25 protein-coding genes and 2 pseudogenes are annotated in these 26,010 nt (G+C 60.3%); 12 read left to right on the forward strand and 15 right to left on the reverse strand.

Annotation, left to right across the window (positions count from 1 at the left end):
* Positions 1 to 427 precede the first annotated feature (427 nt).
* The 3 genes and pseudogenes from C7T36_RS21710 to C7T36_RS30820 all read right to left on the reverse strand — a co-directional run.
* Positions 428 to 994 (reverse strand): universal stress protein, encoded by a 567-nt coding sequence (locus C7T36_RS21710; protein WP_045067605.1) that lies wholly within the window; start codon positions 992 to 994, stop codon positions 428 to 430.
* A gap of 1 nt (position 995) precedes the next feature.
* Entirely contained in the window at positions 996 to 1,271 is a 276-nt protein-coding gene (locus tag C7T36_RS30640; protein WP_084702782.1) for a universal stress protein, read from the reverse strand.
* Positions 1,272 to 1,467: 196 nt separating this feature from the next.
* Positions 1,468 to 1,983 (reverse strand): annotated as a pseudogene (locus C7T36_RS30820) (universal stress protein); the annotation flags it as partial.
* A 505-nt stretch (positions 1,984 to 2,488) separates the two neighbouring features.
* Between C7T36_RS30820 and acsA the strand changes: the two are divergent.
* The 6 genes from acsA (at position 2,489) to C7T36_RS21750 (ending at position 8,437) form a co-directional block, all read left to right on the forward strand.
* Positions 2,489 to 4,285 carry an acetate--CoA ligase gene (gene acsA, locus C7T36_RS21725; protein ID WP_045067606.1) on the forward strand — a complete coding sequence of 599 codons (1,797 nt, stop codon included), beginning with the start codon at positions 2,489 to 2,491 and terminating at the stop codon, positions 4,283 to 4,285.
* On the forward strand, positions 4,282 to 5,280 hold the full coding sequence (gene pdhA / locus C7T36_RS21730; RefSeq protein WP_045067607.1) for a pyruvate dehydrogenase (acetyl-transferring) E1 component subunit alpha: 999 nt from the start codon (positions 4,282 to 4,284) through the stop codon (positions 5,278 to 5,280). The genes acsA and pdhA overlap by 4 nt, the downstream gene beginning before the upstream one ends.
* The gene (locus C7T36_RS21735) at positions 5,280 to 6,254 is read left to right on the forward strand and encodes an alpha-ketoacid dehydrogenase subunit beta (RefSeq protein WP_045067609.1); all 975 of its coding nucleotides are present in this window, start codon (positions 5,280 to 5,282) and stop codon (positions 6,252 to 6,254) included. The genes pdhA and C7T36_RS21735 overlap by 1 nt, the downstream gene beginning before the upstream one ends.
* A gap of 14 nt (positions 6,255 to 6,268) precedes the next feature.
* The gene (locus tag C7T36_RS21740; RefSeq protein ID WP_045067610.1) at positions 6,269 to 7,396 is read left to right on the forward strand and encodes a dihydrolipoamide acetyltransferase family protein; all 1,128 of its coding nucleotides are present in this window, start codon (positions 6,269 to 6,271) and stop codon (positions 7,394 to 7,396) included.
* Between the two features lie 11 nt (positions 7,397 to 7,407).
* Complete coding sequence (locus tag C7T36_RS21745; RefSeq protein WP_045067611.1) at positions 7,408 to 7,656, forward strand: acyl carrier protein; 249 nt, start codon at positions 7,408 to 7,410, stop codon at positions 7,654 to 7,656.
* Between the two features lie 565 nt (positions 7,657 to 8,221).
* Complete coding sequence (locus C7T36_RS21750; protein WP_045067613.1) at positions 8,222 to 8,437, forward strand: hypothetical protein; 216 nt, start codon at positions 8,222 to 8,224, stop codon at positions 8,435 to 8,437.
* 35 nt (positions 8,438 to 8,472) lie between these two features.
* Here the strand turns inward: C7T36_RS21750 and C7T36_RS21755 are convergent, their stop codons facing one another.
* From C7T36_RS21755 to C7T36_RS21795, 9 genes are all read right to left on the reverse strand, one after another.
* The gene (locus C7T36_RS21755) at positions 8,473 to 10,446 is read right to left on the reverse strand and encodes an erythromycin esterase family protein (RefSeq protein ID WP_045067614.1); all 1,974 of its coding nucleotides are present in this window, start codon (positions 10,444 to 10,446) and stop codon (positions 8,473 to 8,475) included.
* A gap of 130 nt (positions 10,447 to 10,576) precedes the next feature.
* Positions 10,577 to 10,849 (reverse strand): cold-shock protein, encoded by a 273-nt coding sequence (locus C7T36_RS21760; protein ID WP_045067616.1) that lies wholly within the window; start codon positions 10,847 to 10,849, stop codon positions 10,577 to 10,579.
* A complete protein-coding gene (locus C7T36_RS21765) occupies positions 10,839 to 11,267 on the reverse strand; it encodes an SPW repeat protein (protein WP_084702786.1) in 429 nt (142 codons plus the stop codon). The genes C7T36_RS21760 and C7T36_RS21765 overlap by 11 nt, the downstream gene beginning before the upstream one ends.
* 174 nt (positions 11,268 to 11,441) lie before the next feature.
* Positions 11,442 to 11,606 (reverse strand): hypothetical protein, encoded by a 165-nt coding sequence (locus C7T36_RS30235; protein ID WP_045067618.1) that lies wholly within the window; start codon positions 11,604 to 11,606, stop codon positions 11,442 to 11,444.
* A 59-nt stretch (positions 11,607 to 11,665) separates the two neighbouring features.
* Positions 11,666 to 12,133 (reverse strand): Hsp20/alpha crystallin family protein, encoded by a 468-nt coding sequence (locus tag C7T36_RS21770; RefSeq protein ID WP_045067621.1) that lies wholly within the window; start codon positions 12,131 to 12,133, stop codon positions 11,666 to 11,668.
* Positions 12,134 to 13,343: 1,210 nt separating this feature from the next.
* The gene (locus tag C7T36_RS21780; RefSeq protein ID WP_045067623.1) at positions 13,344 to 14,093 is read right to left on the reverse strand and encodes an SDR family NAD(P)-dependent oxidoreductase; all 750 of its coding nucleotides are present in this window, start codon (positions 14,091 to 14,093) and stop codon (positions 13,344 to 13,346) included.
* A gap of 9 nt (positions 14,094 to 14,102) precedes the next feature.
* A complete protein-coding gene (locus C7T36_RS21785) occupies positions 14,103 to 14,351 on the reverse strand; it encodes a hypothetical protein (protein ID WP_045067624.1) in 249 nt (82 codons plus the stop codon).
* Between the two features lie 47 nt (positions 14,352 to 14,398).
* Positions 14,399 to 15,307: a universal stress protein gene (locus tag C7T36_RS21790; protein ID WP_045067626.1), complete on the reverse strand. Its 909-nt coding sequence runs from the start codon at positions 15,305 to 15,307 to the stop codon at positions 14,399 to 14,401.
* Complete coding sequence (locus tag C7T36_RS21795; RefSeq protein ID WP_045067628.1) at positions 15,304 to 15,822, reverse strand: flavodoxin domain-containing protein; 519 nt, start codon at positions 15,820 to 15,822, stop codon at positions 15,304 to 15,306. The genes C7T36_RS21790 and C7T36_RS21795 overlap by 4 nt, the downstream gene beginning before the upstream one ends.
* Before the next feature lie 232 nt (positions 15,823 to 16,054).
* Here C7T36_RS21795 and C7T36_RS21800 point away from each other — a divergent pair, with 232 nt between their 5' ends.
* Both C7T36_RS21800 and otsB read left to right on the forward strand, forming a co-directional pair.
* On the forward strand, positions 16,055 to 16,450 hold the full coding sequence (locus C7T36_RS21800; RefSeq protein WP_146153466.1) for a hypothetical protein: 396 nt from the start codon (positions 16,055 to 16,057) through the stop codon (positions 16,448 to 16,450).
* A gap of 78 nt (positions 16,451 to 16,528) precedes the next feature.
* Positions 16,529 to 19,765 (forward strand): trehalose-phosphatase, encoded by a 3,237-nt coding sequence (gene otsB / locus C7T36_RS21805; RefSeq protein ID WP_045067630.1) that lies wholly within the window; start codon positions 16,529 to 16,531, stop codon positions 19,763 to 19,765.
* A 61-nt stretch (positions 19,766 to 19,826) separates the two neighbouring features.
* Here the strand turns inward: otsB and C7T36_RS21810 are convergent, their stop codons facing one another.
* Both C7T36_RS21810 and C7T36_RS21815 read right to left on the reverse strand, forming a co-directional pair.
* On the reverse strand, positions 19,827 to 20,825 hold the full coding sequence (locus tag C7T36_RS21810; protein WP_045067631.1) for a zinc-binding alcohol dehydrogenase family protein: 999 nt from the start codon (positions 20,823 to 20,825) through the stop codon (positions 19,827 to 19,829).
* Positions 20,826 to 20,860: 35 nt separating this feature from the next.
* Positions 20,861 to 21,751: a universal stress protein gene (locus C7T36_RS21815; protein ID WP_045067632.1), complete on the reverse strand. Its 891-nt coding sequence runs from the start codon at positions 21,749 to 21,751 to the stop codon at positions 20,861 to 20,863.
* Positions 21,752 to 21,995: 244 nt separating this feature from the next.
* On the opposite strand from C7T36_RS21815, the gene C7T36_RS21820 reads away from it, so the two are divergent.
* The 4 genes and pseudogenes from C7T36_RS21820 to C7T36_RS30645 form a co-directional block, all read left to right on the forward strand.
* Positions 21,996 to 22,967, forward strand: coding sequence for an Acg family FMN-binding oxidoreductase (locus C7T36_RS21820; RefSeq protein WP_045067634.1), 972 nt, complete (start codon positions 21,996 to 21,998; stop codon positions 22,965 to 22,967).
* Positions 22,968 to 23,041: 74 nt separating this feature from the next.
* Positions 23,042 to 23,689, forward strand: coding sequence for a response regulator transcription factor (locus tag C7T36_RS21825; RefSeq protein WP_045067635.1), 648 nt, complete (start codon positions 23,042 to 23,044; stop codon positions 23,687 to 23,689).
* Positions 23,686 to 25,377, forward strand: coding sequence for a GAF domain-containing sensor histidine kinase (locus C7T36_RS21830; RefSeq protein ID WP_084702790.1), 1,692 nt, complete (start codon positions 23,686 to 23,688; stop codon positions 25,375 to 25,377). Before C7T36_RS21825 ends, C7T36_RS21830 begins: the two co-directional genes overlap by 4 nt.
* A 2-nt stretch (positions 25,378 to 25,379) precedes the next feature.
* Positions 25,380 to 25,631, forward strand: a pseudogene (locus C7T36_RS30645) (flavodoxin domain-containing protein); the annotation flags it as partial.
* A gap of 114 nt (positions 25,632 to 25,745) precedes the next feature.
* On the opposite strand, the gene C7T36_RS30650 reads toward C7T36_RS30645, so the two are convergent.
* Positions 25,746 to 25,985: a hypothetical protein gene (locus C7T36_RS30650; protein ID WP_239654758.1), complete on the reverse strand. Its 240-nt coding sequence runs from the start codon at positions 25,983 to 25,985 to the stop codon at positions 25,746 to 25,748.
* Between the last annotated feature and the right edge of the window lie 25 nt (positions 25,986 to 26,010).

Raw genomic sequence — 26,010 nt, forward strand, 5'->3', positions numbered from 1 at the left:
GCTCAGCATCTCGTCTTCGCCTTAGGCACCGTTTCGCTTGATGCGAACTGGGTACCACACGAGATGGTTTAAGGAGAGTGACATAGATTCACGTGACGTCGATCTAGTGGTGTGGACCGAATCCGAGAAACGTGAAGCGTGGTGGTGTGGGGTTATGGGAATCAATGCGGCCGTGCGGCATTGCGAGACAACAGATGTGAAGGAACTACCCGCCGGTAACCCCTCGACGGCGGCTAGCGGAACCGAGCGCCCACCGGCGTCGAGCCAAACCGTCAGCGCGGCCTGACCAGGCCGCGTCGCACGCGCCGCCCGGCAGAAACGGCGAAATCGGTTCCTCTGGAAACCGGAGAAACTGTTGTTATGAATCAGATTCACTGATTCATAACGGGATGCGTCACTGTTTGTCGCCGCAGGAGTGGATGACACGTCATGGGGCTGACGCCGGTGGGCTGGCGGGCTGGCCGGGAAATGCCGCACTGTCCGGGATCATCAGCAGCGGACGATGGGTGTGGTGGATCAGGTGGGCTAAGACAGACTCACCGGATATGCGTTCGATGATCGAAGTGATCCCTCTCCGTGGTGTTCCGATGACAATCATCACCGCGTCGCATGCGTTTGCGGTGGCTGTCAGCAGTCTCACGGGATCCTCCGGTGAGAGCTCGTAGGACCAGGGACCGCCAAACGATGCGAGTGTGGCGCATGTTCGAGCGCGTTCGGATTCGAGTGTCTCGGCGAACTCGTGTTCGTAGCGTGGCGAGTCGGGTTCGATGGGGTAGTCGGCGAGATCGATGCTGTGGACCACGTGCAGTTCAGCGTTGAGTTGCCGAGCGAAGCCGATCGCGAACGCCAGTGCAGGATGAATGCCAGGGTGTGCGTCGACTCCGACCACGAGGTGACAGCACGGCGGGCGCTGGCATACCGGTCCGTCGATATGGATCGCTTCGAGGGCTCTCCGCCCAGCGTGGAAACGACGGCGCTTGCTATAGGCAGTCATGTCATCGGCCGCTGTTGGCGATCATCACTGGACATTGGGCGGCGTGGATGACTTCACGGCAAGTGTTTCCGAGGAGCATGCCGTTGAATCCGCCGCGGCCTCGTCGGCCCACCACCACCAACTGCGCGCGCCGGGAGTACTCGATCAGGCACTTGCCCGGCTGGTCCTTGGCCAAAAGCGGACGCACTGTTACCTCGGGATACAGGTCTCGGAATTCTCGGAGATTTTCCTCGAGACGGTTTCGTTGATCGTTTTTGGTGATCGATCCAGTCGGCATCGCGGAATGTTGGGAATACCACAGCGATGGTGATGTCGGACCAGGCGTGCACTGCGAGGAGGTCGACACCGCGCAGAGATGCTTCCGCGAATGCTGCTGTGATGGCAGGTCGACTGTGCTCGGTTCCGTCGACACCCAGCAGTATCGGGCGCCGAGAGTGGTTGGCCGGGGTCTGAGTCAATCCTCTGGCAATAATGAAGGGGCACAATGAGTGAACAGCTAGCGCCGAGCTGACGATGCTGCCAACGGATTCCTTCTGCGCGTGAGATCCGACTATCGGGATCGCGGCGTCCTGCGATGCGCGGCGGAGTGCGGGAATCGTGAGGTCGGTGCGCAGTTCGCAGTGGATGTTCAGCGGATGGCCCTCGACGGCTTTTCGGGCGAGTATTGTTGCCTGCGCCAACCTCTGTTCTGCTCTGCCTTCGTGGTCGTCGAAGAAGACGTTTGGAATGCTGAACGTGGTTCCGTAGGTGGTGGGGGTGAGAAACGCGGTTATCAATAGCAGCGGGGCCTCGCGTAGCTCCGCCTCGCGTGCACCCCACCACACAGCCTCATCCGACTGTGGCGTTCCATCGATGCCTACGACAATGGGTGGATTGGTATTCACGTGATGCCTCCGACTGTCGGCGGGACTCGGTAGCGGTCGAACTTCCGGTGGGCTGCTCTTCCATCCTGAGAGGAGCGCTGTATCGACATCAGAGGAGAAAGTCATCTTCGGCGCATGTTGGTCGACGCTCTCGTCGTTCCAGGTAATGGGGGTCTGGCTCAGGGAGAGGTGATATCTGGTCTCTTGTGGGTGAGTGGCGCTTGAAGGACGTTCACCGTGTCGAAACCGTATCCTCGTGTCGACGGCACGACATTGTTCAGGTCCCTGAAGTCGTGACGCTGACGCCGAGATACCTCAACAGCTCAGGTGCATCCCCGGACCATCAGTTTGGCCACAATTCCAGTCTGGGTAGCGCCGACGCTCGACATGTGCACACACGGTGCTTGGCAGTGGCGTGTGTACCGCCGCTGATGCAGATTCTGCGACCCGCGCGAGCGCGGCCCCGCACCGTACGAGCATCCGATTCCCTAGGGGCCGCGCAGACATCGGCCAGCGACTTTTCAGAGGCCCCCTACGGTCCTTAGCCCCTATCCGGCTGACAGTGCACGGACAACGCTGGAAGTGAACCTAAACGATCGACACGCACTACGCCGAACCGACGGGGCCACCCATGGATATCATCGACCGTTCACTCAACGTCGATCGTCCACCGAACTTCATGGACTACGAAGGCGAACGGAAACGCTTTTCCTGGACCGAGATCAACCGTGAACTCGGTTGGGCCCCTGGGGGATGCAACATCGCCTACTATGCCGTCGACAGGCATGCCGACGGACCACTGCGGGACGAGACAGCCTTCCGCGTCATCGGGCCCTCGGGCGAGTCCACTGACTTGACAACGAGTGATATCAGCTTCGGTGAATTATCCAAACGGTCGAGGACCTTCACCAATGTGCTCCGGAAACTCGGGGTCGACAAAGGTGATCCGGTGTTCCTTTACATGGGACGCATTTCGGAGTTGTACACCGTGTTCTTCGGCGCACTACGCAACGGATGCATCGTTTCACCGATGTTCTCCGCATTCGGTCCGGAACCCCTCGCAACCCGTATCAGGCTCGGTGGCGCCAGGGTCCTCGTCACCACCGAACGCCTCTACCGCCAACGTGTGGAGAAGATTCGCGCAGATCTCCCGACGCTGCGCCACGTGCTGTTGATCGGTACAAGTGATACACCTACCGACCTTCCAGGAACGATCGACTTGCACACCGCGATGTCGGAAGTCGACGACGATGCAGAGATCACACCGACCACCGCTGACGACATCGCTCTGCTTCATTTCACCAGCGGAACCACGGGAACACCCAAGGGCGCCATCCATGTCCACGGCGCTGTCGCAACACATTTCGCGACCGGGCGCTACGCGCTTGATCTGCACTCGACCGACACGTACTGGTGCAGCGCCGACCCCGGCTGGGTAACCGGAACGTCGTACGGCGTCATCACCCCGCTACTGCACGGCGTCACGTCCGTCGTAGACACCGAAGAGTTCAACGCCGAGCGGTGGTACCGCATCCTTGAACAGTTGAAGGTGACGGTCTGGTACACCGCCCCCACAGCCATTCGTATGTTGATGAAATACGGATCGGATCTTGCGCGCGAATTTTCCTTCCCGACACTGAGATTCATCGCCAGTGTCGGCGAACCCCTCAACCCCGATGCAGTGCTGTGGGGCCGAGACGTACTCGGCCACCCGATTCACGACAACTGGTGGCAGACAGAAACCGGCGGAATCATGATCGCCAACACCCCAGGATTCGCCATCAAACCAGGGTCGATGGGGCGTCCGCTACCCGGTGTCGACGCCGGTATCGTCACCCGATCCGCGGACGGCACGGTCTCCGTCGTCGAAGAACCCGGCGTCGAGGGTGAACTCGCCCTCCGACGTGGGTGGCCGGCCATGTTCCGCGGGTATCTACACGACGACGAACGCTACCGTAAGTGCTTTTCCGGCGAATGGTACCTGACCGGTGATCTCGCCAAACGCGATGCCGACGGCTACTTCTGGTTCGTCGGCCGCGCTGATGACGTCATCAAATCGGCAGGGCACCTTATCGGCCCGTTCGAGGTAGAAAACGTCCTCACCGAGCATCCGGCGGTTGCCGAAGCAGGAGTGATCGGAAAACCGGACGCGATCGTCGGCGAGGTTGTGAAAGCCTTCGTGGCGGTCAAGAGTGGGTGGAAGCCCGACGACGCGCTCCGTCGAGAACTGCTCGGATATGCACGAACAAAGCTCGGAGCCGCGGTCGCACCCAAAGAAATCGAATTCGTCGACGTGCTGCCCCACACACGAAGCGGCAAGATCATGCGGCGGTTGCTCAAGGCCAGAGAACTCGGGTTGCCGGAGGGTGACACATCGACGCTCGAGAGCGACGACAGTAGGTCGACGCAGACGAGCGAAGGTGAATGACTGTGAACACCTTTGCTTACGACAAGGCCTTCGCAGTCGAGCTTCTCACCGACATGCTCCGTATCAGACGACTCGAAGAAAAGGCCGCAGAACTGTACGGCGCGGGGAAGATTCGCGGGTTCCTGCACCTGTACGTCGGCGAGGAAGCTGTCGCAGTTGGCGCACTACACGCATTACTGCCAGAAGATTCGGTGGTTGCCACGTATCGCGAACACGGCCACGCACTCATCCATGGGGTGCCGATGAACGCAATCATGGCGGAAATGTTCGGAAAACGCGAGGGCTGCTCGCGAGGCAGGGGCGGCTCCATGCACCTGTTCGACGCGAAGACACATTTCTACGGTGGCAACGCTATCGTCGCCGGCGGCATCCCCCTTGCCGTAGGGCTGGCGATGGCGGACAAGATGCAGGGACGAAAGAGCATTACCGCTTGCTTTTTCGGAGAAGGAGCCATGGCCGAAGGAGCCTTCCACGAATCGATGAATCTGGCATCCCTGTGGCAACTTCCGGTGCTGTTCTGTTGTGAGAACAACTTGTACGCCATGGGTACCGCACTCGCACGGTCCGAGTCCCAGACAGATTTGTGCGTCAAGGCTGCTTCCTTCGACGTCCCGACCCTGCGGGCCGACGGAATGGATGTCATTGCGAGCCTCGAAGCCGCGCGGGCGGGCGCGGCCCATGTACGGGCAACTGGGGGGCCTCACTTCGTAGAGTTTCAGACTTACCGCTTCCGCGCGCACTCGATGTTCGATCCGGAACTGTATCGAGACAAAGCGGAAGTCGACGCGTGGAAGGCACGTGGCCCGATCCACACATTCTCAGCTCGACTGAAAGGGCTGGGCCTGTTCAGCGAGACGGAATTCCTTCGAATCGACGATGCCGTAGCAGCGGAAGTGGACGCCGCTGTCGCTTTCGCTGAAGCCGGCACCTGGGAGTCACCCGAGGACCTCCTGCGAGATGTCCTGACTCCCGCGGATGCGGCGAAGGAGATCTGATGAAGACAAGTTACCGCGAAGCGATGCGGGAGGCGATCCGCGAAGCGATGTCGGCAGATGACCGTGTCTTCCTGATGGGGGAGGACATCGGTCGTTACGGAGGCACGTACGCAGTCTCGAAAGGGCTGCTCGCCGAGTTCGGACCCGACCGTATCCGAGACGCGCCACTGTCGGAATTGGGATTCGTCGGTGTCGGGATCGGCGCGGCGATCGGTGGGATGCGGCCGATCGTCGAAATCATGACGGTCAATTTCAGCTTGCTGGCACTTGACCAGATCGTGAACACAGCAGCGTCGATACGACACATGTCCGGCGGACAATTCTCGGTGCCGGTCGTTATCCGGATGGCTACCGGTGCAGGTCGACAACTTGCGGCCCAGCACTCCCACAGTCTCGAGAATTGGTATGCCCACATCCCCGGGATTCGTGTGCTCGCTCCCGCAACGGTGACCGACGCCCGCGGCATGCTCGCCCAAGCCCTCGCGGATCCGGATCCGGTGATCATCTTCGAGCACGTCGGGCTATACAACAGTGTCGCAGATATCGACTGGCCGCAGCCCGTCGATATCGACTCCGCGAAGGTTCGTCGAGTCGGCAAGGACATCACCTTGATCAGCTACGGCGGGTCCATGCCCAAGACCTTGGCTGCAGCAGACACACTCGCCGAGGAGGGCCTTGATGCCGAGGTGCTCGACCTCCGCGTCCTACGACCACTCGATACCGAGGCAATCACATCATCTGTGAGCAAGACTCACCGAGCTGTGGTCGTCGACGAAGGTTGGCGCAGTGGAAGTCTGGCATCTGAAGTTATGACTCGCATCGTGGAGACAGCGTTCTACGAACTCGACGCGCCACCGCGTCGAGTATGCAGCGCGGAAGTTCCCGTGCCGTACCCGAAACACCTCGAGCAGGCTGCTATCCCGCAGATAGAGACGATCGTGTCCACGGCGCGGAACGTGACAGGTGATCGGTGACGTGAGGAACCCCCATGTTTGATTTCGTACTGCCTTCCCTCGGCTCCGATATGGAGGAGGGCACACTCACCGACTGGCTGGTCAAGCCGGGCGAGGAAGTCGAACGCGGTCAAGCCGTCGCAACGGTAGACACCGTGAAAGCAGCAGTGGACGTGGAAATCTGGCAGAAAGGAACGATATATCAATTGCTGATCGAACCCGGGACGACCGTGTCGGTGGGGACTGCCATGGCAACGCTCCTCGCACCAGGCGAGTCCGCTCCCGACACGGCTCCGGAGCCGAAACCATTGCAGGACAAAGCGGAACCGCAACGACGAATTCGTGTATCCCCGGTGGCGCGCCGAGAAGCTGAGAAACTCGGCATCGACATCGCCTCACTCGAGGGAACAGGACCGCTCTCGTCAGTAACACTGAACGATGTGCTCAATGCCGCGCATTCGAGGACTTCGGAACCGACCGAGGTCGTTGCCGCAGACAAGGCCAAGGAGATGCGCCGGGCAATCGCAGCATCGATGAGCCGGTCCAAGCGCGAGATACCGCACTACTACTTGACCGACCACATCCCCTTGGAAGCAGCTGCCGCTTGGCTCGAACGTGAAAACACCGGTCGCCCGGTGACTGAGCGCCTGTTGGCCGCTGTGCTGCAACTCAAGGCGGTTGCACTTGCAGCGCAACGCTTCCCCGAGATGAACGGGTTCTGGCAGGACGGCGAGTTCCGAACCCACAAGTCCGTGCACGTGGGTGTTGCGATATCTCTGCGTCAAGGAGGTCTGGTCGCCCCGGCCATTCACGACACCGCTGACAAACCCCTCCGACAACTGATGACCGAGTTGACAGACTTGGTGGCACGCGCACGTGCCGGGTCGATGCGCAGCTCCGAGATGTCGGATCCGACACTGACGGTGACGAACCTGGGCGAACGCAGCGTCGAAGCAGTCCTCGGAGTCATATACCCGCCGCAAGTGGCGCTGGTCGGATTCGGCCAGATCGCCGAGCGGCCGTGGGTTGATGACGGAAAACTGTGTGTTCACAAAGTGGTCACCTCATCGCTCGCAGCCGACCACAGAGCTTCCGACGGGCATCGCGGAGCTCAGTTCCTGACCGCAATCAGTGAACTGCTGCAACATCCGCAAGATCTGTAAAGGAGCTGAACGTGAACGCATCCGACATCGAGACGTCGGTGATCGCGGCGCTGCAAGACATCGCACCCGAAATCGACGACAGCGAACTCGTCCGCGATCAATCGCTTCGAAGTCAAGTGGACCTCGATTCGATGGACTGGCTGAATTTCCTTGTCAGACTGCACTCGAGGCTCGGAGTCGATATTCCGGAGTCCGACTATGCCGCACTAGTCACGCTGGCAAATATCACTGACTACGTTTCCACTCGCATACCGTCCTGAGATCGCATTTGTTCCCCTTCCTCGGCGAACATGTACGCTGCCTTCGCTTTCAGGGGTATCCGATGCATCTCTAGCAATGTAGGAAACCAGCGGCTCCTCTCTGCCAGTTCCCTCACTGCTGTCCTCATGACCGTTGCGACCGAGTACCCCGGTGAGGCGCTCGATTGCGGTGTGGCCGGTGATCACCGTGCGGCCCTGGTCGATCGCATCTCGCTGCCAGCGGATGGACACCGTGTGGGAATGCCCTGTCGGAAGGCGGTTCAAGTGAATACCGGCACAAAATAGTCTTGCTCGTCGGTGGGGTGTCTTATCGCTGATCGGAATGGTCATGCTGATCGCCACCGCCATACGGGGCCGGTTCTACTTCCACCAGCGCCACGACGAGTACTTCACCACTCCCGCCGAGGTATACCGGACGAAGGCCGGTGCCCTGGTCTCCCCGCAGCTCGATTGCGTACGTCCGTGTACCGCCAATCTGGCCTCGCGGTGATGATGTCGGAAGGATTCTGTTGCGCGCCTCGGCGAAGGAGTCCGGAACCGCGGTATTCGTCGGGATCGAACGCGCATGAAGTCGACAAACATCTGCCCGGTGTTGCGCACACTGTGGTTACCGACCTCAGGTTCGGACCGTTCGATATCGGGTATCGGAAGATCCGTGGAACAGGGCCCGCAGTACCTCCCGAATCCTGTCTTCTTTCCCCGCCGGCTCTCGTTCGCCGTCGCCGTCGCCGTCGCCGTCGACATCGCGATCATCGCAGTAGTTCTCGCATGGAGTCAGTGACAGGGGTAGATGTCCGGCTGGCACGGCGTAAAGGGTTACAGTGCAAAGGGATAGGTTTCGGGCCGTTCTCCTTCTATCCACAAACTTGTGCGGTCGAGCGGTTCAAGGGCCCTTGTCGTATCTACGTGCACCACCGCGTCGAATTGGTCGGACAACCTGGCATGGAAGTAGTGGCTCTGTCTTTCCGTTTCGGGACGGTAGATCACACCGATAGCACGTTCCAGACGTGCAGTCCGCAGTGCGTCGGCAGCAGGTCCGTGGTGGGTGCGTATGAGGAATGAACCTCTGCCGACCTCGTGGAAAAGTTCCTCGACGCTACTGGGCAAGGCCGCGCGGACAACTTTGCGTTCGGCCGGTCCGCCCCATTCGCCGGCGGCAGTGACAGTCCCTTCATACGTACTGAAGCCGATCAGACGACAGGTGTCAGGATATCGTTCGCGGACCAGTTGCCCGACCGTCAGCTCGCCGTGCGCTCCCACCTCGGTGGCACGGGCATCGCCGACATGCGAGTTGTGGGCCCACACCACCACACGCGACGGCGTTTCGGCCCCAATGTCGAGGTGCTTGACCAGTGCATCGAGTGTGTCGACCATGTGGCGGTCGCGCATGTTCCATGACGAGACCCTGGCTCGGAACATGGTGCGGTAGTACTCTTCTGCATCACGCACCGTGGCCGCGTTGCGCTCGGCATAGAACTGTTCGTCCTCCGGGGCGCTGCCGTCTTGGCCAACGTAGTCGATGGCATGGCACTGAAGATCTTTCAGCTGTTCGACGACCTGTGTCTCACACGATTCGCCGGCGCCGAAAGCTGCTGCGTAGCCGTAGGACTGACCGTCCTCTGTTGCTACCTGGTCGAAACAGGAATATCGATCACGAGCGCGTCGTGCTGCATCCGGATCCACGCGTTCGAGGTATTCGATCACTTCCTGGATGGATCGGTGCATGCTGTAGAGATCGAGTCCGTAGAATCCCACCTGGTGACCGTCGACTGCTGCGCTGGCCGTGTTGTGCTCGCGTAGCCAGGCAACGAAGTCGAGTACTTCCGTATTGCGCCACATCCAGGCAGGGAATCGTTCGAAGCCGCGCAGTGACTGCTCCGCCGAAGTGTCCTGCCCCTGCCCGCGAGCATATCGGTTGATTCGGTAGGCATCCGGCCAGTCGGCTTCTGCAGCGACAGCATTGAAACCCTTGTCCTCGATCAGGATTCGTGTCATCTCGGCACGTGCAGCGTAGAACTCGTGAGTGCCGTGTGAACTCTCGCCGATCAGCACTACGCGTGCATCACCGACAAGATCGAGTAGGGCGTCACGAGGGGGAACACCGTTTGGCGCGCTTTCGCTGGCAATTCGAATAATTCCCGCAGCCGAGGTGAATTCGTGAATCCTGGCGCCATCTGTGTTCCTGCCGCGGGTCGAGGTGCGCAGTAATGTGCATACTTCCTCGTCCGTCACCTGGCTGAAATCCCAGAACGAGGCGCCGACCGCGCGGAACGGAAAGGGCATGGTCGCACACACCATGTCGTCGACCATTGCGCCGAGTTCGCGGCACGTCGATTCTGGTGCCGCTGGCACCGCGACGACGATCCGCGCAGGCTCCTGTCGACGGATCGAGTCGACCGCGGCGAAGATGCTGGCGCCGGTGGCGAGACCGTCGTCGACAAGAATCACTGTCTTGCCCGCGACCTCGGGTGGCGGCCGATTCTCCCGGTACACGGCTTCGCGTCGTGCCAGTTCGCGGCCTTCCTTGACCACGACTTCGCTCAGTTGCGCCGAGGAGATGGCGAGGTCTCGGAGAAGGTCGTCGTTGAGGACCACGGACCCGCCGCTGGCGAGGGCTCCCATGGCATATTCGTCATGCCCAGGGATGCCGAGTTTGCGCACGACAAACGCATCGAGAGGAGCGTCCAGCGCTGCCGCTACTTCCCATGCCACGGGAACGCCTCCGCGTGCGAGGCCGAGGACGACGACATCCGAGTTGCCGCGGTAAACCGTCAGTAGTTCCCCGAGCATGCGACCTGCTTCTCGACGATTCCGAAAGACCTGTTCCGGTCTGCCCGCAGATGTTCTGGTGGAACTGCTCTTATTTCGACTCACTCCTCTGCCCGCCGATGCACCGGACCATATTGGTTCGCAACGATGTTCACGTTATTTCGGCTCGTGTGCGCCGGGTACGCGTATTTTTGTGGACATTGCGGGCCTGGGGCGGGTGTGTTGTCAGGTCGAGGTCGTAGGTAACTAGCTCTCCGTCATCAAGCGTGCGGAAACCGCTTCCTGCGATCTCGGAATGGTGCACGAAGACGCTAGGGCCGTCGCCGTCGGGTGCAATGAACCCGAACCCGCTCGCCTGGTTGAACCATTCGACGTGACCGTGTCTCTGTTTGGCGGAGGCAATCGCGTTCGGGTCACTGGTCATGCGATTCCCGTCGTTGAATGCGCGGTCCCATTCCTACTGCTGCAGTGGCAAGCCCAAGAAGGCACACCAGTGCTGCGACAACGGAGTTGGACCAGATCATCGCCGTGCTGGTATCGACACCGGAAACGATCCAGGGGGAGACGATCAACCAGATCCCGAGTAACGGTGCGACGAAGGTCAGGCCGTGACTGCGGCCGTATGCGGTTGCGAACGCGACCGAGAGCACTGCGATAGCCAGACCGGTGATCAGGTTCGTTACGGTCAGGGGAGTTTGGTTGTCGAAGCCGACGATCCACGCGGATGCAGCGCCGTACAGTCCGGACATCATCATCATGCCGTCGGTGATTTGGGCGGTAGGTTCCTGGGCTACCTGATCGTGGCGCTCGCGCAGTGCGACGATGTCTGGATGCGTGTGCATGGGTGCGTGGGTAGATGACATTGTGTTCATCTCCTCGGTAATGCGGTGGACAACATATCGTCCGCATCGGTTGGTTTCTTTGGTGGGTAATGGCTTTCGCCAGTGAATCCTGGCGAAGGCAGCCCGGAAGAATCCGAAGAGGACTGACTAGTGGTGAGGTTCTTTTCGTGGTTTTCAGCCTTGGCTGTTGGTTGCTGGATTCGATAATCGCGCCGGTGTGCACAGACCCAGAGTGAGGGCGCTGAGCGTAGCGATCACGAAGGCGACGGTGCTCCACGCCGCTACCGCTGCCAGTGCGAGCCAGAGCGCAACGATCAGGGAGACCACTGATTTAGGCATACCTGCTTCGATCGAGAACGGCGGACTGTACCAGCCTTGACGGACAGAGGATTGATCGTTCAGTTCTTCTTGCCGCCCTTGGCGATTGCCTTCTTGACTTCGACGTGCTTTTCCGGCGATTGTGCTTCGGAAACCGGTACCGTCACCATCAAGATGCCATCGTCGTAGGTTGCGGCGATGTCGTCTTCCTGGGCGCCAGTGGGCAAGGACATCGACCGGAAGAAGCTCCCGTAGTGGAATTCTGACCGGGTGCCCTCTTCCTGCTTCTCGGTGCGTTCTGCCTTGATTGTCAGTTGGCCGTCGCGGACGCTGATATCGACATCGTGTTCGGGGTCTACTCCGGGGAGTTCGGCGCGCAGGACGTATCGGCCCTTTTCGAGGTGTTCCTCGACGCGAATCATGTGGCCTTCGAGCGAGGACCATGCCGGCATCGCCTCGAATCTGGCCATCAAATCGGACCAGTCGGGAAGTGACGGCCACGCCGGTAGCATTGCCGGGCGGGAGCTTCTGGGGGAAAGAACGCTCATAGCTGACTCCTGTGATGGAAATGGTTGCTGATGCCTCCGATTTCACTCCTCACCGGGTGGGGTCAGTAGGGTCAACTGTCCTCGATTCGATGACGAGTGAACTTCCGAACTTGACCGGGTTGCCCGGAAGTGGTTCGCTCAGCCGAGCCCTCAGCCTCATTCTTCTAGTCTGATGTCAGCAATGATGTTGGGCTACAACGGTTTCTCTGCACCTGTGTCGAGGTTGGGCGAGAGATGTCAATGGTTGGCGATGTCTCGGCGTGCACCGATCCACGTGGCTGATGCTGACGACCGCCCAGATGGGTCACCCAGATACGCACCTGTCGTTGCCGGCTGCGGCACACATCAGTCCACCCAGATCGGTACCGTCACGTGTCTGATACGGATGAGTCACCGCACGACGAAACGTTTGTGCTGATTGGCCGAAAGTAATTGATGATGGGTCTTTCGTCATCTATTCGAATGATCCTGCGTCGAAACGTCGTTGACGACCGTATGGTCGTTGTGTCGAGATTCAACATGAGGGGGCGAGTCTTGGTGTGGATAGTGGGTCGCCGTGTCGTGTGCTCGGCGCGGATGACGCTAATACCCCTGGCCTCGGTGTGAGGTCGGGGGTATTGGCACGGGGCAGCCGGGCTGCAATGCAGCCCGGCTGCGTACCTACACCAGGTGAAGGTGAGTTCTTATGCTGGCTAGCTGCCTAACCAACGTGAGTCGGCGCTCCGAGAGCTGCCGAATCGCATCGTCGTTGCCGGCAAGCTGGGCGCGGTTCAGCAGAAACTGACAATTGTCCAGTTGGGCCTTGACGGTCGACATGCCATCACCTTCGATCACTGCGTGGAGGTACGTTCTGATACTGCCAGTGAAAAAAGCAATGTACACGGGCAGAAGTACCTACCCGGGTACCGGTATCGGTCCCGACATGACAGAAAGTAACCTCGGTGTGAGGTTGTGACCACCTCGTAGTTACCGGTATGTAAGTGGCGGACCCCAACGCGGGGCATTAAGTTCATCTTCGCGTCATCGACGTTGTCGACGGTGCCGGGCCCCGCTGATTGTGACTCCCATCCCGGTCAGCGGGGTCTGTTCTATTTTTTTCTCTGCTTCCTCGTTCGCGAGATTGGTCACCGAGACGAGAGGCAGCTAACCGCCCATTCGCTCCCGCGAAATCGGTTCCGTGTCAATGGATTTTCTCATTGGGTGCGAATCGTTATTTCCCATCGGGAACGGGGTGAGTGAATCCCGATGTGCACCCGCCGTCGAGGATGAATTCGGAGCCGGTCGAGTACGTCGCTTCGCAGACTATGAACCGCACCATCGAGGCAACCTCCCCAGGGCTTCCGCAGCGCGGGATCGGTTGCCCGGCAACGAATGAGGAACCGAACGGCGCTGTCATTGCATTGTCGATGGGTCCGGGGTGAACTGAGCAGACCCGTATGTTGTACGGGCTGAAGTCAAGCGCGGCAGTCTTCGTAAGCCCTCGAAGGCCCCACTGGCTTGCAACGTACGCTCCGAGTCCCCCGTAGCCGGTCAGAGCGGCGGTGGAGGAAATATTCACGATGGCGCCACTGTGCGATCTCATCAGTGACTGTGCAGCGCAATGCATTCCGAGCCAGGCACCGTACAGGTTGGTGTTCAGGACGTGTCTGAACTGCGTCGGATGTTGCTCTTGAATGCTGCCGGACTCGAGAATGCCTGCATTGTTGACGAGAACGGACAGGGGGCCGAATGTCGTTTCTGCTGTGTCGATGGCAGATTTCCAGCTCTCGGTTTGTGTGACGTCGAGACGTTGGAAGGCCACCTGGTTGCCCAGCTTCGCTGCGCTTTTTTCGCCTTCCGTATCAAGGAGGTCTCCGATCAGGACTCCGATACCTTCTTCCGACAGGGCTTTAGCTATAGCTGCGCCCATCCCGCGCGCGCCACCGGTGACGAGTGCACTTTTTCCCTTGACGTCGTTCACGGCGCCCTCTCAGTCGAAGTTATTGGCCTTGCTGTCGAGGTAACTGATGATCCGTTGACGAGCGAGGCGTTCGCTCAATTCGGGGAGAGCCTTCGACGATGCCCATGACAGGTCGGCAATACAGCCTTCAACGACGATGTCGATACATTCCGGGGAGATGCGTCCGGAGAACTCGGCGGCGAGGCGGTTGACAGTCAGCGATCGCTGTGAGGACCGCGATGTCTCTGGGGATGCGGACGGTTCGAAGTGTGTGGTCATTGCCAGCCCGATCAGTCTGATGTGCTCATTTGTTGTCGGATTTTCGGTTAGGATGCAACGGGGGAATGGACGATCAACAGAGGGCACCACACCGTATGCATGAGGTGCCGGCTTGTGGAACCGAGAAGCATCGAAGAAATTCCGCCGCGCCCGCGTCGTCCCACGACGACGAGTTGTGCTGATGTCGATTCGGCATTCAACTGCCGTGCAGGGCGGTCTTTGACGACGACCCGCCGAACCGCGACATCGGGGTACTTTTCTTTCCACCCGGCGAGTCGTTCAGCGAGCACGGCGTGTTCGGCGGTAGCGATCGCGTCCCAGTCGAGGGCGACACCGTTGGGGTCGGAGGTGAAGGCGGTCGTGAGATGAGAATCGCGCCAGGCATGGACTGCAACGAGATCGACTCCGTGCAGGGATGCAACTTCGAATGCTTCGGCGATGGCAGGTTCGCTGTTTTCCGTGCCGTCGACACCCACTACCACCGGACCGTCGAGCGGCGATCGGTTCGCGCCAGGAATGTGTCGAACGATCGCCACCGGACATGGAGCATGCAACACCACTGCCGCGCTTGTGGAGCCGAGAACACCTGATGCGAATTGATCAAGCCCGTGCGACCCCACGACAAGCATTGCGGCGTCGTGCGATTCGTCCAGCAGCAGTTCGACAGCATTGCCGAATCTCAAGTGCTTGACGATGGTGAGTCGTGTGGAGTCGGCTGAGTTCAGTGCCTCCGCATGGGCTTTCGAGAGCCGTTCCTCACCTTCGTAGCGTTGATCCGGGAACTCAGGTGCTTGCAGCGCTACGGCGTTTCGGAAAGTAGTTTCCGTACCGGGCATCGTGGCGACCAGGTGCAGTGGGCGTGCCCGTAGTGCGGCTTCTCGAGCAGCCCACCGAACGGCGTTCGATGCGGCGTCGGAACGGTCGACTCCGACGACAATCGGTGCGCGCATGGTCATGAGTTGCCTTCCGGTTCCAAGTGGCGTGTTCGCCGGGGTGTGTCGATAATCGACTCTGCCCAACTGCGCACCGACGCCCAATTGCGGAAGTCCCCTTCCGGAGCGTGCACCGCCCGGGATGCGAGCTTTTCGCTGAATCCGAGGACAGTGCGATCGAGTTTGCCGGAGAACGATCGGTGCTCGGCGGCGCCGGTCTTGTCAACCAGGGAGGCAAGGTCGGAGGGATCGCCGCCTGAGGGCTCGTCCGGCCCGATCGGTCCGGACGAGAACAGCCAAACCTGCCGTAGCCGCAGCGCATCGGAGAAGCGATCCGCGAAGTCCTTGGCTTCTTTCATCCAGCGGCCGTAATAGACTGCACTGCCGAGGACGATCGTGTCGTAACCGGTGAGTTCATGTACTTCACCTGGGGCGACAAGATCAACGTCCACGCCGTTGCCACGGAAAGTTTCAGCGAGAACGGCGGCGATCTCAGTAGTCGAGCCGTGCCGACTAGCAGCGGTGACCAGGGCCCTCATGAATGCCTCCGTGCAAGTGGTTGGTGCCGATGCTTGAATCTGGCTGCTGCCGTAAGCCTCGCGACTCGAGGGCGGGGCCTTCAACTCGAATTGTTCCGCGGCGACTTGCCTGACGCGAGAGTCACCAGGTGCATGAAAAAGGGCCTTTGGACCATCTCACTTGTGTTCCGACGGCACGGGTTTGACGCGGGTTATCCCACTAACGTCGAGAGTGACGATCACCGTGTGATCGATGACGCCAACGCAGGAGGGCACAAGCACAATGGAATCTCGGGAGTCTGCACACTGTGTGAGCGCGATAGGTGAGATGGTGGTCATCGGCGGACCGGGTGAGGTTCGGTCGTTTCCCGTCGGTGTGTGGATGTTGACCGACGGCCGGAGAGTAGTAGCGGTCGGTGAGGGTGGCCCGATTTCGGTAGGCGTCGTCGACGGAACGCTCTTGAGTGCCGCTGTGCATGCACGGTGGCCGGGCGCCGTGGTGCTCGAGAGGCGACCGGAGGTCGGCAGCACCCCCGACCCGCGTGGGTATTCCGCGCGATACGTCGAGGTTCGGGACGACGGTTCACGCACGGACCCTGCGTTTGCAGATCTTGCGAAAGCAGGGTTTGTGGTGGGACCGGTCAACTGAGGCATGGCCACCGAACCACTCCGACATCATGGAAACCAGGAGAGAGAACATTGTGCACACACCGTTGGAGCTGACTCGATGACACGGGCTCCGGCAAGCCCTCTCGGCCGCCGAATGTCGGAGATACCGGAAGCTTTGGCGTCCCGAGATCAGTTGACCGCCCTTGTGCGTTCCCGGCAGCCAGCAGTCTTCCTGGACTTCGACGGCACACTCTCGAACATCGTGAACGACCCGGCCGCTGCCACCCTGGTCGACGGTGTCGCACACGAGCTTGCCCGGCTCGCACACTGCTGCCCGGTAGGTGTGATCAGCGGCCGCGATCTGTCAGACATACAGACTCGAGTTGGCATGACCGGGATCTGGTATGCGGGGAGTCACGGTTTCGAAGTCGTCGGACCAGGCGGACATCACTACCGGAATGACAGAGCCCTGTCGTCTGTGCCGGATCTCGAACGTGCCACGCACATGCTTCGGGACCGCCTGTCCAGCGTTCCGGGAGTTGTATTGGAGCACAAGAATTTTACTGTTGCCGTCCATTACCGAACGGTGGATATGGACATGGTCGACGAGGTGGTCGCCACGGTCCACAAAGTCGCGGATCGAGCCGGGCTCCGTGTCACCAGCGGGCGCAAGGTCGTCGAGCTTCGCCCCGACGTCGACTGGGACAAAGGCCAGACACTGGACTGGATTCTCGACCACCTCACAGACACCGGCAACGTACTGCCGATTTATATCGGTGACGACTTCACCGACGAGGATGCCTTTTCCGCGGTGGCGGACCTCGGAGTCGGTATCGTGGTGCGCCACTTCGAGGACGGCGATCGACGGTCGGCTGCCAGATTCGCGGTCGACAGCCCCGACGAGGTCTGCCACCTGTTGCAATGGCTGGCCGATCTGCTGGGAAGCCATTCGGCGACAGTGCCGGAGCCGAGTGATCCTTGGACAGTGTTCTTCGACGGGTACGACCCGAAGGCCGAGAAACTTCGAGAGGCACTCTGCACGGTAGGTAACGGTGCTGTCGCCACTCGCGGTTGCGCACCTGAATCCTCCGCAGGTGCCGGGCACTACCCGGGTACGTACGCGTCCGGCATATTCAACCGTCTCCAGGACGAAATGACCGGGAGCACCCTCGACAACGAAAGCATGGTGAACCTGCCGAACTGGTTGCCGGTGACATTCCGGATCGACGGCGGGTCGTGGTTCGACATCGACGCTGCGGAAGTGCTCGAGTTCCAGCAGTACTTTGATCTTCGCCGGGCCATTCTCACTCGCCGCTTCCGGATCCGCGACAACGCGGGTTACACCACCTCGATCGTCCAGCGAAGATTTGTTGCCATGCACCTCTCGCATGCCTGTGCCCTCGAGATGACAATTGTGGCCGAAAACTGGTCGGGCCGACTCGAGATCCGTTCGGAACTCGACGGCACGGTCGAAAACACACTGGTCGAGCGCTACCGCGGACTCAGCAGCCGTCACCTCGCACTGACGAAGGCCGCCGCACTCTCTAACGACTCGGTGCTGCTTGTGGTGCAGACCAACCAATCTCGAATACCGGTGGCGATGGCAGCCCGGAATACGGTGTGGCGTGACGGCGATCCCTTCCCAAGTCGATACCGGCTAGTCGAGGGCGGCGGCCGGATCGGGCACGACATCACCGTGGACCTCGACACGGGCTGTTCTGTCACTCTCGAGAAAATGGTGACTGTGTTCACCGGCCGTGATCACGCGGTGTCCGAGCCGGCTGACGAAGCCGAGCGCTGGCTCTCCCGGCTAGGCCGTTTCGATGTGGTGCTCGACCGTCATGTGCTGGCGCTGGTGTCTTTGTGGGACCGTATGGGCATCGACTTCGAGGGCCACGGCCACGCGCTGCGCGTCGTACGGTTCCATGTCCTTCACGTGTTGCAGTCGGTCTCACCGAACAGCGCCGACCGTGACGTAGGCGTACCGGCACGCGGACTGCATGGGGAGGCGTATCGAGGCCATATCTTCTGGGACGAGTTGTTCGTTTTTTCGGTGCTGAACCTTCGGATGCCCACGCTGACCCGATCATTGCTGCGGTATCGGTACCGCCGTTTGGGGGAGGCCCGCCGGGCGGCGAGCGAAGCCGGTCACCAGGGCGCGATGTTCCCGTGGCAGTCGGGCAGTGACGGTCGGGAGGAGAGCCAGCAATTGCATCTCAATCCGAGATCCGGTCGCTGGCACCCGGACCCAAGTCGGCGCCAGCACCATATCGGCATCGCGATCGCCTACAACGTATGGCAGTACTATCAGGTCACTGGAGATATGGAGTACCTGATCGATTGCGGTGCAGAGGTTTTGGTGGAAATTGCACGTTTCTATGCCAGCCTCACCTCCTTCGACCAGGCGCTCGGTCGTTATGTCATCCGAGGCGTCATCGGACCTGACGAGTTCCACTCCGGATACCCGAACGCCCCTTTCGGTGGGATCGACAACAACGCATATACCAATGTCATGTCGGTCTGGGTGATGCTGCGGGCACTCGACGCGCTCGACGTGGTCCCGCTTCAGATTCGCTCGGACCTGACTCAGGCGCTGGGACTGACCACGGTGGAAATCGATCGTTGGAGGGATATCACTGCCCACATGTTCGTCCCGTTTCACGATCAGGTCATCAGCCAGTTCGAGGGATATGCCGACCTTCCGGAACTGAATTGGGAAGAGTATCGCCGCCGCTACGGCGACATCCAACGCCTCGATCGAATCCTCGAGGCCGAGGGTGACGACGTCAACTGCTACAAGGCATCGAAGCAAGCCGACGTCATGATGCTGTTCTACCTGCTCTCCTCCGACGAGTTACGGTACATCCTCGACGGTTTGGGCTATGAGTTCGCCGGTGACGCCATACCGAGAACCATCGACTACTACATGGCACGCACTTCGCACGGCTCGACGCTGAGTGGCGTTGTCCATTCCTGGGTGCTGGCACGAGCAAACCGCGATCGAGCGATGGAGTTCTTCGACCTGGCGCTCAAATCCGACATCGCCGATATTCAGGGGGGAACCACCGCGGAGGGAATTCACTTAGCTGCCATGGCCGGCAGTGTCGATCTGCTGCAACGGTGTTTTACCGGGCTCGAGACGCGAGGTGACCGCCTTATCTTTTCCCCGCACTGGCCGGAGCAACTAGGCACCCTCGAGTTTCCCATTTTCTACCGGGGCCATCGACTGCGTCTGTGTATCAATCGCAAGGTAGTGCGGGTCAGCGCCGCGGCGGGGACGCAGCCACCAATCGAGGTCGAGTGCCGTGGTCAGGTCGTGCAACTTCACCCGGGCGCCACAGTCCAACTGACCTAGCGGCTGGGTCTTTTCGGCCGTCTGTTCATCGCTCATCGTGGTGTATTGCGGTCCTGGGTTGTCATGGCACGAGCACTGCGGCACCGATAGTTCTGTCTGCTGCAAGATCGACCAAGGCGCGATTGGCTTGGTCGAGAGGGTAGGCGACGGTGCTGATGTCCAGGTGATGGCGCCCGGCGAAGTCGAGGAATTCGACGGCATCGCGGCGAGTATTCGCTGTGACCGAACGTATCTCGCGTTCGTAGAACAGGTGCCTCTGATAGTTCAGAGACGGGACGTCCGAGAGGTGTATGCCGGCGATCGAGAGGATTCCACCTCGGTCCAACGCTTCGAGTGCGGTGGGAACGAGGTCACCGACCGGTGCAAAGAGGAGGGACGAATCGAGCACCGTTGGAGGGCGGTCGTACGCGCCCTGTACGGAGGTGGCACCCAGGCTGGTCGCAAGGGCACGCGCAGATTTGCTGCGTGTCATGACATGTACTTCTGCTCCTCGGGCAAGTGCTACCTGGGCGGCGATGTGGGCGCTGCCGCCGAAGCCGTAGATTCCCAGTCGACCATCCTCTGGCAGGGACGCACGGTTCAGGGCACGAAACCCGATGATTCCTGCGCAGAGTAGCGGCGCCAGTTCGACATCGGAGTATCCGGATGGCAGGGAGAGCGCGAACTCTGCTGATGCGCAGACGTATTCGGCGTATCCGCCATCGACATCCCATCCGGTGTACGTCGAATGCGGGCACAAGTTCTCTGCGCCGCGAAGGCAGTAACGGCATCGGCCGCACGTCGAATGCAGCCAGGGAATTCCGACGCGGTCACCTGGAGCGAACGACTCGACGCTGCTTCCGACCTCCTCGACCACCCCGACAATTTCGTGGCCCGGGATCACGCAGGCCCGGTGTGCCGGTAGATCACCTTCGGCGACATGGAGATCGGTGCGGCACACCCCGCACGCGAGAACTCGAACCAGAATTTCGCCGACTCCGATCGTCGGGCGCAGGGTCCGTACCTCGACCAGGGGATGGGTTCTGATCGTTCCGGGGTTGCGTGCCTGCCACGCTGTCATAGATGCCGAAGGTCGGGCGCTGTGGCTCACGTCGGTCACCGATGACTGTTGACGATCATCAGTGGACACTGTGCCTCGTGTAGAACTTCTCGGCAGGTGCTTCCGAGGAGCATTCCACTGAATCCGCCGCGCCCACGGCGACCGAGAACAATCAATTGTGCGCGTCCGGAATGGTCGATCAGATTCTTGCCTGGCTTGTCCTTGACCACAATGGTTGTCACACGTACGTCCGGGTATCGGTCACCGTATCCGGCGAGGCTTTCCGCCGTGAGCGCCTGTTCGGTGTTCTGCCGTGCCTCCCAATCGGCATCCCTGAACTTCGAGAAAACAACGTCGAGAGCCACATCCGACCAGGCGTGCACCGCGACGAGGTCGACCCCTCGCAGCGAGGCTTCCTCGAAAGCTGCAGCGATAGCGGGTTCGCTGTGCACGCTTCCGTCGACACCGACGACGACAGGACGCGTGTCGGCGTCTTGGTCCTCGTCGAAGTTTCCACGAAGGACGACCACGGGACACAGTGCGTGCACCGCCAGGGACGAGCTCACCGAACCTACCAACCCGCCCGTGAATTCACCATGACCCCGGGTTCCTACAGCCAATAATCTTGCAGTCTTGGAGATTTCACGGAGTGCAACGACAGGTGGATCGCTGGCAAGTTCGACGTCGACGTCGAGTTCATGCTCTCCCGCTGCATCGGTCGCCAGTTCGGTAGCGTCCGCCAAGCGTCTTTTCGCCGATGCCGCCTGCTCATCGAAGTAGAGAGCAGGCATGCCGATCGGAACACCGTAGTTCGAGGGGGTGAACATGGTGGTCACTACAAGCAGGGGCGCGCTGCGAAGAGCAGCGTCGCGCGCACCCCACGACACTGCCTGACGTGATTGCACCGATCCGTCGTATCCGACAACTACAGGGGGTTTGATTCTCACGGCTGATCTCCTTCGGCTCGCGGCAAGAACGACGGGACTGTTATTGAATCGTCGGCTAGTGGCAGTCCTGATAGCAGAGGAGAAAGTCATTTCCGGTGTCATTCCCCTTCTGCGCGTTATCTGGTTTCCGATATCTGTGAGGCGGTGACAATCGGCACTTCTGTAGATGCCTCGGTGCTGCGACGCTTCTACTGACAGCAGTATCCGGAAGCTTTGTTCGGTTGACACTGGAGGAGAAGGGGAAATGGACATCACCAGACCCGATTCGAGCGTGTTGCAGCTTGCCGTCGAGTTAGCATGTCGGGCACCCTCTTTGCACAACAGCCAGCCGTGGCGATGGGAGCACTCTGGTGGTGAGCTGAAGCTTTTCGGTGACCGCACCAGGCTACTTCCGGCGGCTGATCCCACCGGTCGCCAATTGCACATCAGTTGCGGTGCCGCGCTGCACCATCTGAGTGTTGGTTTGCTTGGGTTGCGGTGGACTACTGACATTCGATACGAACGCCGCGCCATGTCCCCGGACTTGCTTGCCACGATCGGCTTCCGGCGTGATGCGCGTCCGCGCTCACATGACTTCGACATGCTGACGGCGATTCGCCGTCGTCGGACTGATCGCCGGGCCTTCGGCATCTTCGACGAAATCAGCTCTCTGGTCGAGAGCGCTGTCGACCAGGCGCAGGAGTTGAACGTCAGCGTTATCGCCTTGGATGAAGCCCAGAGGGAAGGTCTTGTCGAGGCAACGCGGTCGACAGCGGCTGCTCGACGTTACGACGTGGAATATCAAACCGAGCTGCATTGGTGGGCTGGGCATTCCATGACATCAGGAGGGATCCCGGAGACGTCGCTGGTGGCAGGTTCAGGTGGGGTTCCGATCGGCCGAACCTTTCCCACGCGGCAGAATGCGCCGACCGATCCGACAGGATTCGCCGACGAGTCGACAGTGCTCGCGCTCGGTACGCCATCGGACAGTCGCATGGACTGGTTGCGCTGTGGCCACGCCCTCTCGTCAATTCTGCTCGAAGCCACGGTGCGAGGGGCAGCGACGTGTCCGTTGTCGCATGTGACCGAGGTGCCGAGAAGTCGTTCGATAATTCAACGGATGGTGCCCGAAATCGGAACACCGCAGATGCTCGTGCGTATCGGCCGGGCCCCGACCGGTACCCGCCCACAACCGACGCCGCGCCGGCCCGTGACCGACGTCTTCTCGAGTTACTGATTCGTTCACTCTGCGATGGGTAGCCGGGAAGTGTGGGTAATCGCACCTATCCACGCGGGAGAACGGACGTATCGATGATCGACGTATTTCTGGTCGACGACCACGAAGTTGTACGTCGTGGTCTTGCGGAGTTGCTCGACGACGATCCGGATCTCCGCGTCGTCGGTGAAGCGTCGAGCTACGCGCATGCGCTGGCGCGGATCCCGGCTCTTGTGCCTGATGTCGCGGTCCTCGACGTTCGCCTGCCAGACGGAAACGGGATCGAACTGTGCCGGGAACTGCTGTCGAAATTGCCCGCACTTCGTTGCTTGATACTCACCTCCTTCGAAGACGATCAGGCGATGCTGGACGCGATCCTGGCCGGAGCCAGTGGGTATGTCGTGAAAGACATCAAGGGGCTGGATCTGACCCGTGCCGTCCATGACGTCGGATCGGGAAAGTCGCTGCTCGACAACCGTGCCGCCGCGGCGCTGATGGCGAAGCTTCGGACCGATGCGGCGGAGAAGAACGGCCCCTTCGAAGAACTGACCGATCAGGAGCGCGTGTTACTGGGTCTACTGGGTGAGGGTCTGACGAACAGGCAGATTGCCGCGAGGATGTTCCTGGCGGAGAAGACCGTGAAAAACTATGTCTCGCGTTTGTTGAGCAAACTGGGTGTCGAACGTCGCACCCAAGCTGCGATTCTCGCTACGAAAATGCATGAGCATCTGCCACCGCAATGACTAACGACGAGCTGGATCACGAAAGACTGTTCGGGCATCCTCAAAACGAATGTGATGCCCGATCAGACGAACTCATTCGCGTCGACGGGTTTTTGGAAGCGTTGCTTGCAGTCTCGGCAGGACTTGATCTGGATGTAACGCTGCGTACCATCGTCAAATCCGCAATTTCCTTGGTCGACGCAAAACACGGTGCGCTCGGTGTCCTGGGTGAAGGTCACGAGTTGAAGCAATTCGTGTTCGAGGGAATCGACGAGGCGACTCGCGCGCAGATCGGGGACCTCCCGCGTGGTCGTGGTGTGCTCGGCGTGCTGATTTCGGACCCGAAACCCTTGCGTCTGGACGATCTGTCCCAGCACGAGGCGTCTGTCGGGTTCCCTCACCACCACCCCCCGATGCACAGTTTTCTCGGTGTACCCATCCAAACCAGAGGGGTGGTGTTCGGCAATCTCTATCTCACAGAGAAGACGAACGGGCAGTCCTTCACCGAGCACGACGAGATGATCGTGAAGATCCTCGCGTCGGCAGCCGGGATCGCGATCGAAAACTCACAGCTCTACGCACAGACAAACATCAAGCAACAGTGGCAATATGCGACAGGCGAGGTTGTCACGGCCTTGCTTGCAGGTGCGGATCCAGTCGCGGTTCTTCAGCTCATCACCGACAGATCTCTGTCACTCACACAATCGGATTGCGCGTTCCTGGCAGTGCCACCTGATCCGGAACTGACGTCCGCTGATCCTGTCGAATTGGTCATCACGGTCGCGAGCGGCCCTGGCACCGACTTACTCGTCGGCCACGGCATTCCGTTGGACTGCTCCACGTCAGGGCAGGCCTACCGGCTGAAGAAGCCGATCAGCACGAACTCGCTGGCATTCGATCCGGGGTTTGATGACGAACACGATTACGGTCCGGCAATCGTTCTCCCTCTACGCGATGGACAACAGGTCTCAGGAGTACTGGCTGTCCTGAAAGTTCGGGAATCCCAAGCTTACCGACCGGACGACGTGGAGAAGATGTCGGCATTTGCCGATCAAGGAGCGGTCGCGCTTCGGCTGGCCCACAATCAACGTCGGTTACGTGAGCTCGACGTACTCGCCGACCGTGATCGGATCGCGCGTGACCTCCATGATCACGTCATTCAACGCGTATTCGCCGTCGGGTTGTCGATTCAAGGCACCTTGCAACGTGCGCGGACACCGGAGGTTCAGCGCAGGCTCACGGCAACTATTGACGATTTGCAGGACATCATTCAGGACATACGTAGGACTATCTTCGATCTGCATGCATTCGGGGATGAAGTCCCCACCCTTCGCGGCCGTCTGCACAGCGTGATCGCCGAGGTTACCGCGGACACCGACTTGAAGGTCTCTTTGCAGGTGAAAGGTCCACTGACCGTAATAGGTCCGAAGGTCGCAGACCAGGTCGAAGCCGTACTGCGTGAAGGACTCAGCAATGTGGTCAAGCATGCGCAGGCGTCGTCGGCAACGGTTGCCGTCGAGGTGCTCGATGATCTGACGATGACGATAGCCGACGACGGAGTCGGGATTCCGCTGGGAATCCACAGGCGGGGACTACGCAACTTGGCTGAGCGGGCAGCTGAACTCGACGGAACATTCGATGTGCGAACGACTACCCGGTCTGGCACCACCCTGGTGTGGTCCGTTCCGCTCCCGGACAGGGGCGAATGACGATGCCCCGAATTCTGATCGAGTACGCGAGCGCCAAAGGATCCACGGAAGGAATCGCCCGAAGGATCGGAGAATGCTGTGAGAATCTGGGAGCGGACACGAAAATTGTTTCGACGGAACAAGATTCAGATCTCGGCCGGTTCGACGCTGTGATATTGGGCAGTGCAGTACACGATCGGGACTGGTTGCCCCCGGCTCGCACGGCGGTGGATCGACTGCTCGCCGGCGAACAGGTACCACCGGTGTGGGCGTTCTCGGTGTCCACCTGGGGCGAGACATCGAGTCTTGTTGCTGACCGACTTACGCGGCGCATTCGCGCGACGGCCAGGGAGCCGAATACCGTCGCGCGACTCAGGTCAGGGTCTGACCTACGCGACCATCGACAGTTTGCCGGCGTAGTCAGACGCGGCGATTGGCCACTGTTCGGGCGATGCGTGTTTGCCCTCATGGGCGGCAAGTACGGTGACGCGCGAGATTGGTCCGACATCGAACAATGGGCCGAGGGAATCGTCACGAACCTTCGAAACGAACTCGAGAACTCGCCCTGAAGCCAGGGTGATGATCATGATGACCAACGGCCGTAGCGAGACCAGTGGCGATCGGCGCACGATCGAAAGATGCCCGCGGTGCGCT

Source organism: Rhodococcus sp. AD45-ID (genome assembly GCF_003023755.1).
GTDB lineage: Bacteria > Actinomycetota > Actinomycetes > Mycobacteriales > Mycobacteriaceae > Rhodococcus_F > Rhodococcus_F globerula.

Coding starts and splice junctions, on each gene's coding strand:
- C7T36_RS21710 (WP_045067605.1), bottom strand. CDS start 994: ATGACTGCCTATAGCAAGCGCCGTCGTTTCCACGCTGGGCGGAGAGCC.
- C7T36_RS30640 (WP_084702782.1), bottom strand. CDS start 1,271: ATGCCGACTGGATCGATCACCAAAAACGATCAACGAAACCGTCTCGAG.
- acsA (WP_045067606.1), top strand. CDS start 2,489: ATGGATATCATCGACCGTTCACTCAACGTCGATCGTCCACCGAACTTC.
- pdhA (WP_045067607.1), top strand. CDS start 4,282: ATGACTGTGAACACCTTTGCTTACGACAAGGCCTTCGCAGTCGAGCTT.
- C7T36_RS21735 (WP_045067609.1), top strand. CDS start 5,280: ATGAAGACAAGTTACCGCGAAGCGATGCGGGAGGCGATCCGCGAAGCG.
- C7T36_RS21740 (WP_045067610.1), top strand. CDS start 6,269: ATGTTTGATTTCGTACTGCCTTCCCTCGGCTCCGATATGGAGGAGGGC.
- C7T36_RS21750 (WP_045067613.1), top strand. CDS start 8,222: ATGAAGTCGACAAACATCTGCCCGGTGTTGCGCACACTGTGGTTACCG.
- C7T36_RS21755 (WP_045067614.1), bottom strand. CDS start 10,446: ATGCTCGGGGAACTACTGACGGTTTACCGCGGCAACTCGGATGTCGTC.
- C7T36_RS21760 (WP_045067616.1), bottom strand. CDS start 10,849: ATGACCAGTGACCCGAACGCGATTGCCTCCGCCAAACAGAGACACGGT.
- C7T36_RS21765 (WP_084702786.1), bottom strand. CDS start 11,267: ATGCACACGCATCCAGACATCGTCGCACTGCGCGAGCGCCACGATCAG.
- C7T36_RS30235 (WP_045067618.1), bottom strand. CDS start 11,606: ATGCCTAAATCAGTGGTCTCCCTGATCGTTGCGCTCTGGCTCGCACTG.
- C7T36_RS21770 (WP_045067621.1), bottom strand. CDS start 12,133: ATGAGCGTTCTTTCCCCCAGAAGCTCCCGCCCGGCAATGCTACCGGCG.
- C7T36_RS21785 (WP_045067624.1), bottom strand. CDS start 14,351: ATGACCACACACTTCGAACCGTCCGCATCCCCAGAGACATCGCGGTCC.
- C7T36_RS21790 (WP_045067626.1), bottom strand. CDS start 15,307: ATGACCATGCGCGCACCGATTGTCGTCGGAGTCGACCGTTCCGACGCC.
- C7T36_RS21795 (WP_045067628.1), bottom strand. CDS start 15,822: ATGAGGGCCCTGGTCACCGCTGCTAGTCGGCACGGCTCGACTACTGAG.
- C7T36_RS21800 (WP_146153466.1), top strand. CDS start 16,055: ATGACGCCAACGCAGGAGGGCACAAGCACAATGGAATCTCGGGAGTCT.
- otsB (WP_045067630.1), top strand. CDS start 16,529: ATGACACGGGCTCCGGCAAGCCCTCTCGGCCGCCGAATGTCGGAGATA.
- C7T36_RS21810 (WP_045067631.1), bottom strand. CDS start 20,825: ATGACAGCGTGGCAGGCACGCAACCCCGGAACGATCAGAACCCATCCC.
- C7T36_RS21820 (WP_045067634.1), top strand. CDS start 21,996: ATGGACATCACCAGACCCGATTCGAGCGTGTTGCAGCTTGCCGTCGAG.
- C7T36_RS21825 (WP_045067635.1), top strand. CDS start 23,042: ATGATCGACGTATTTCTGGTCGACGACCACGAAGTTGTACGTCGTGGT.
- C7T36_RS21830 (WP_084702790.1), top strand. CDS start 23,686: ATGACTAACGACGAGCTGGATCACGAAAGACTGTTCGGGCATCCTCAA.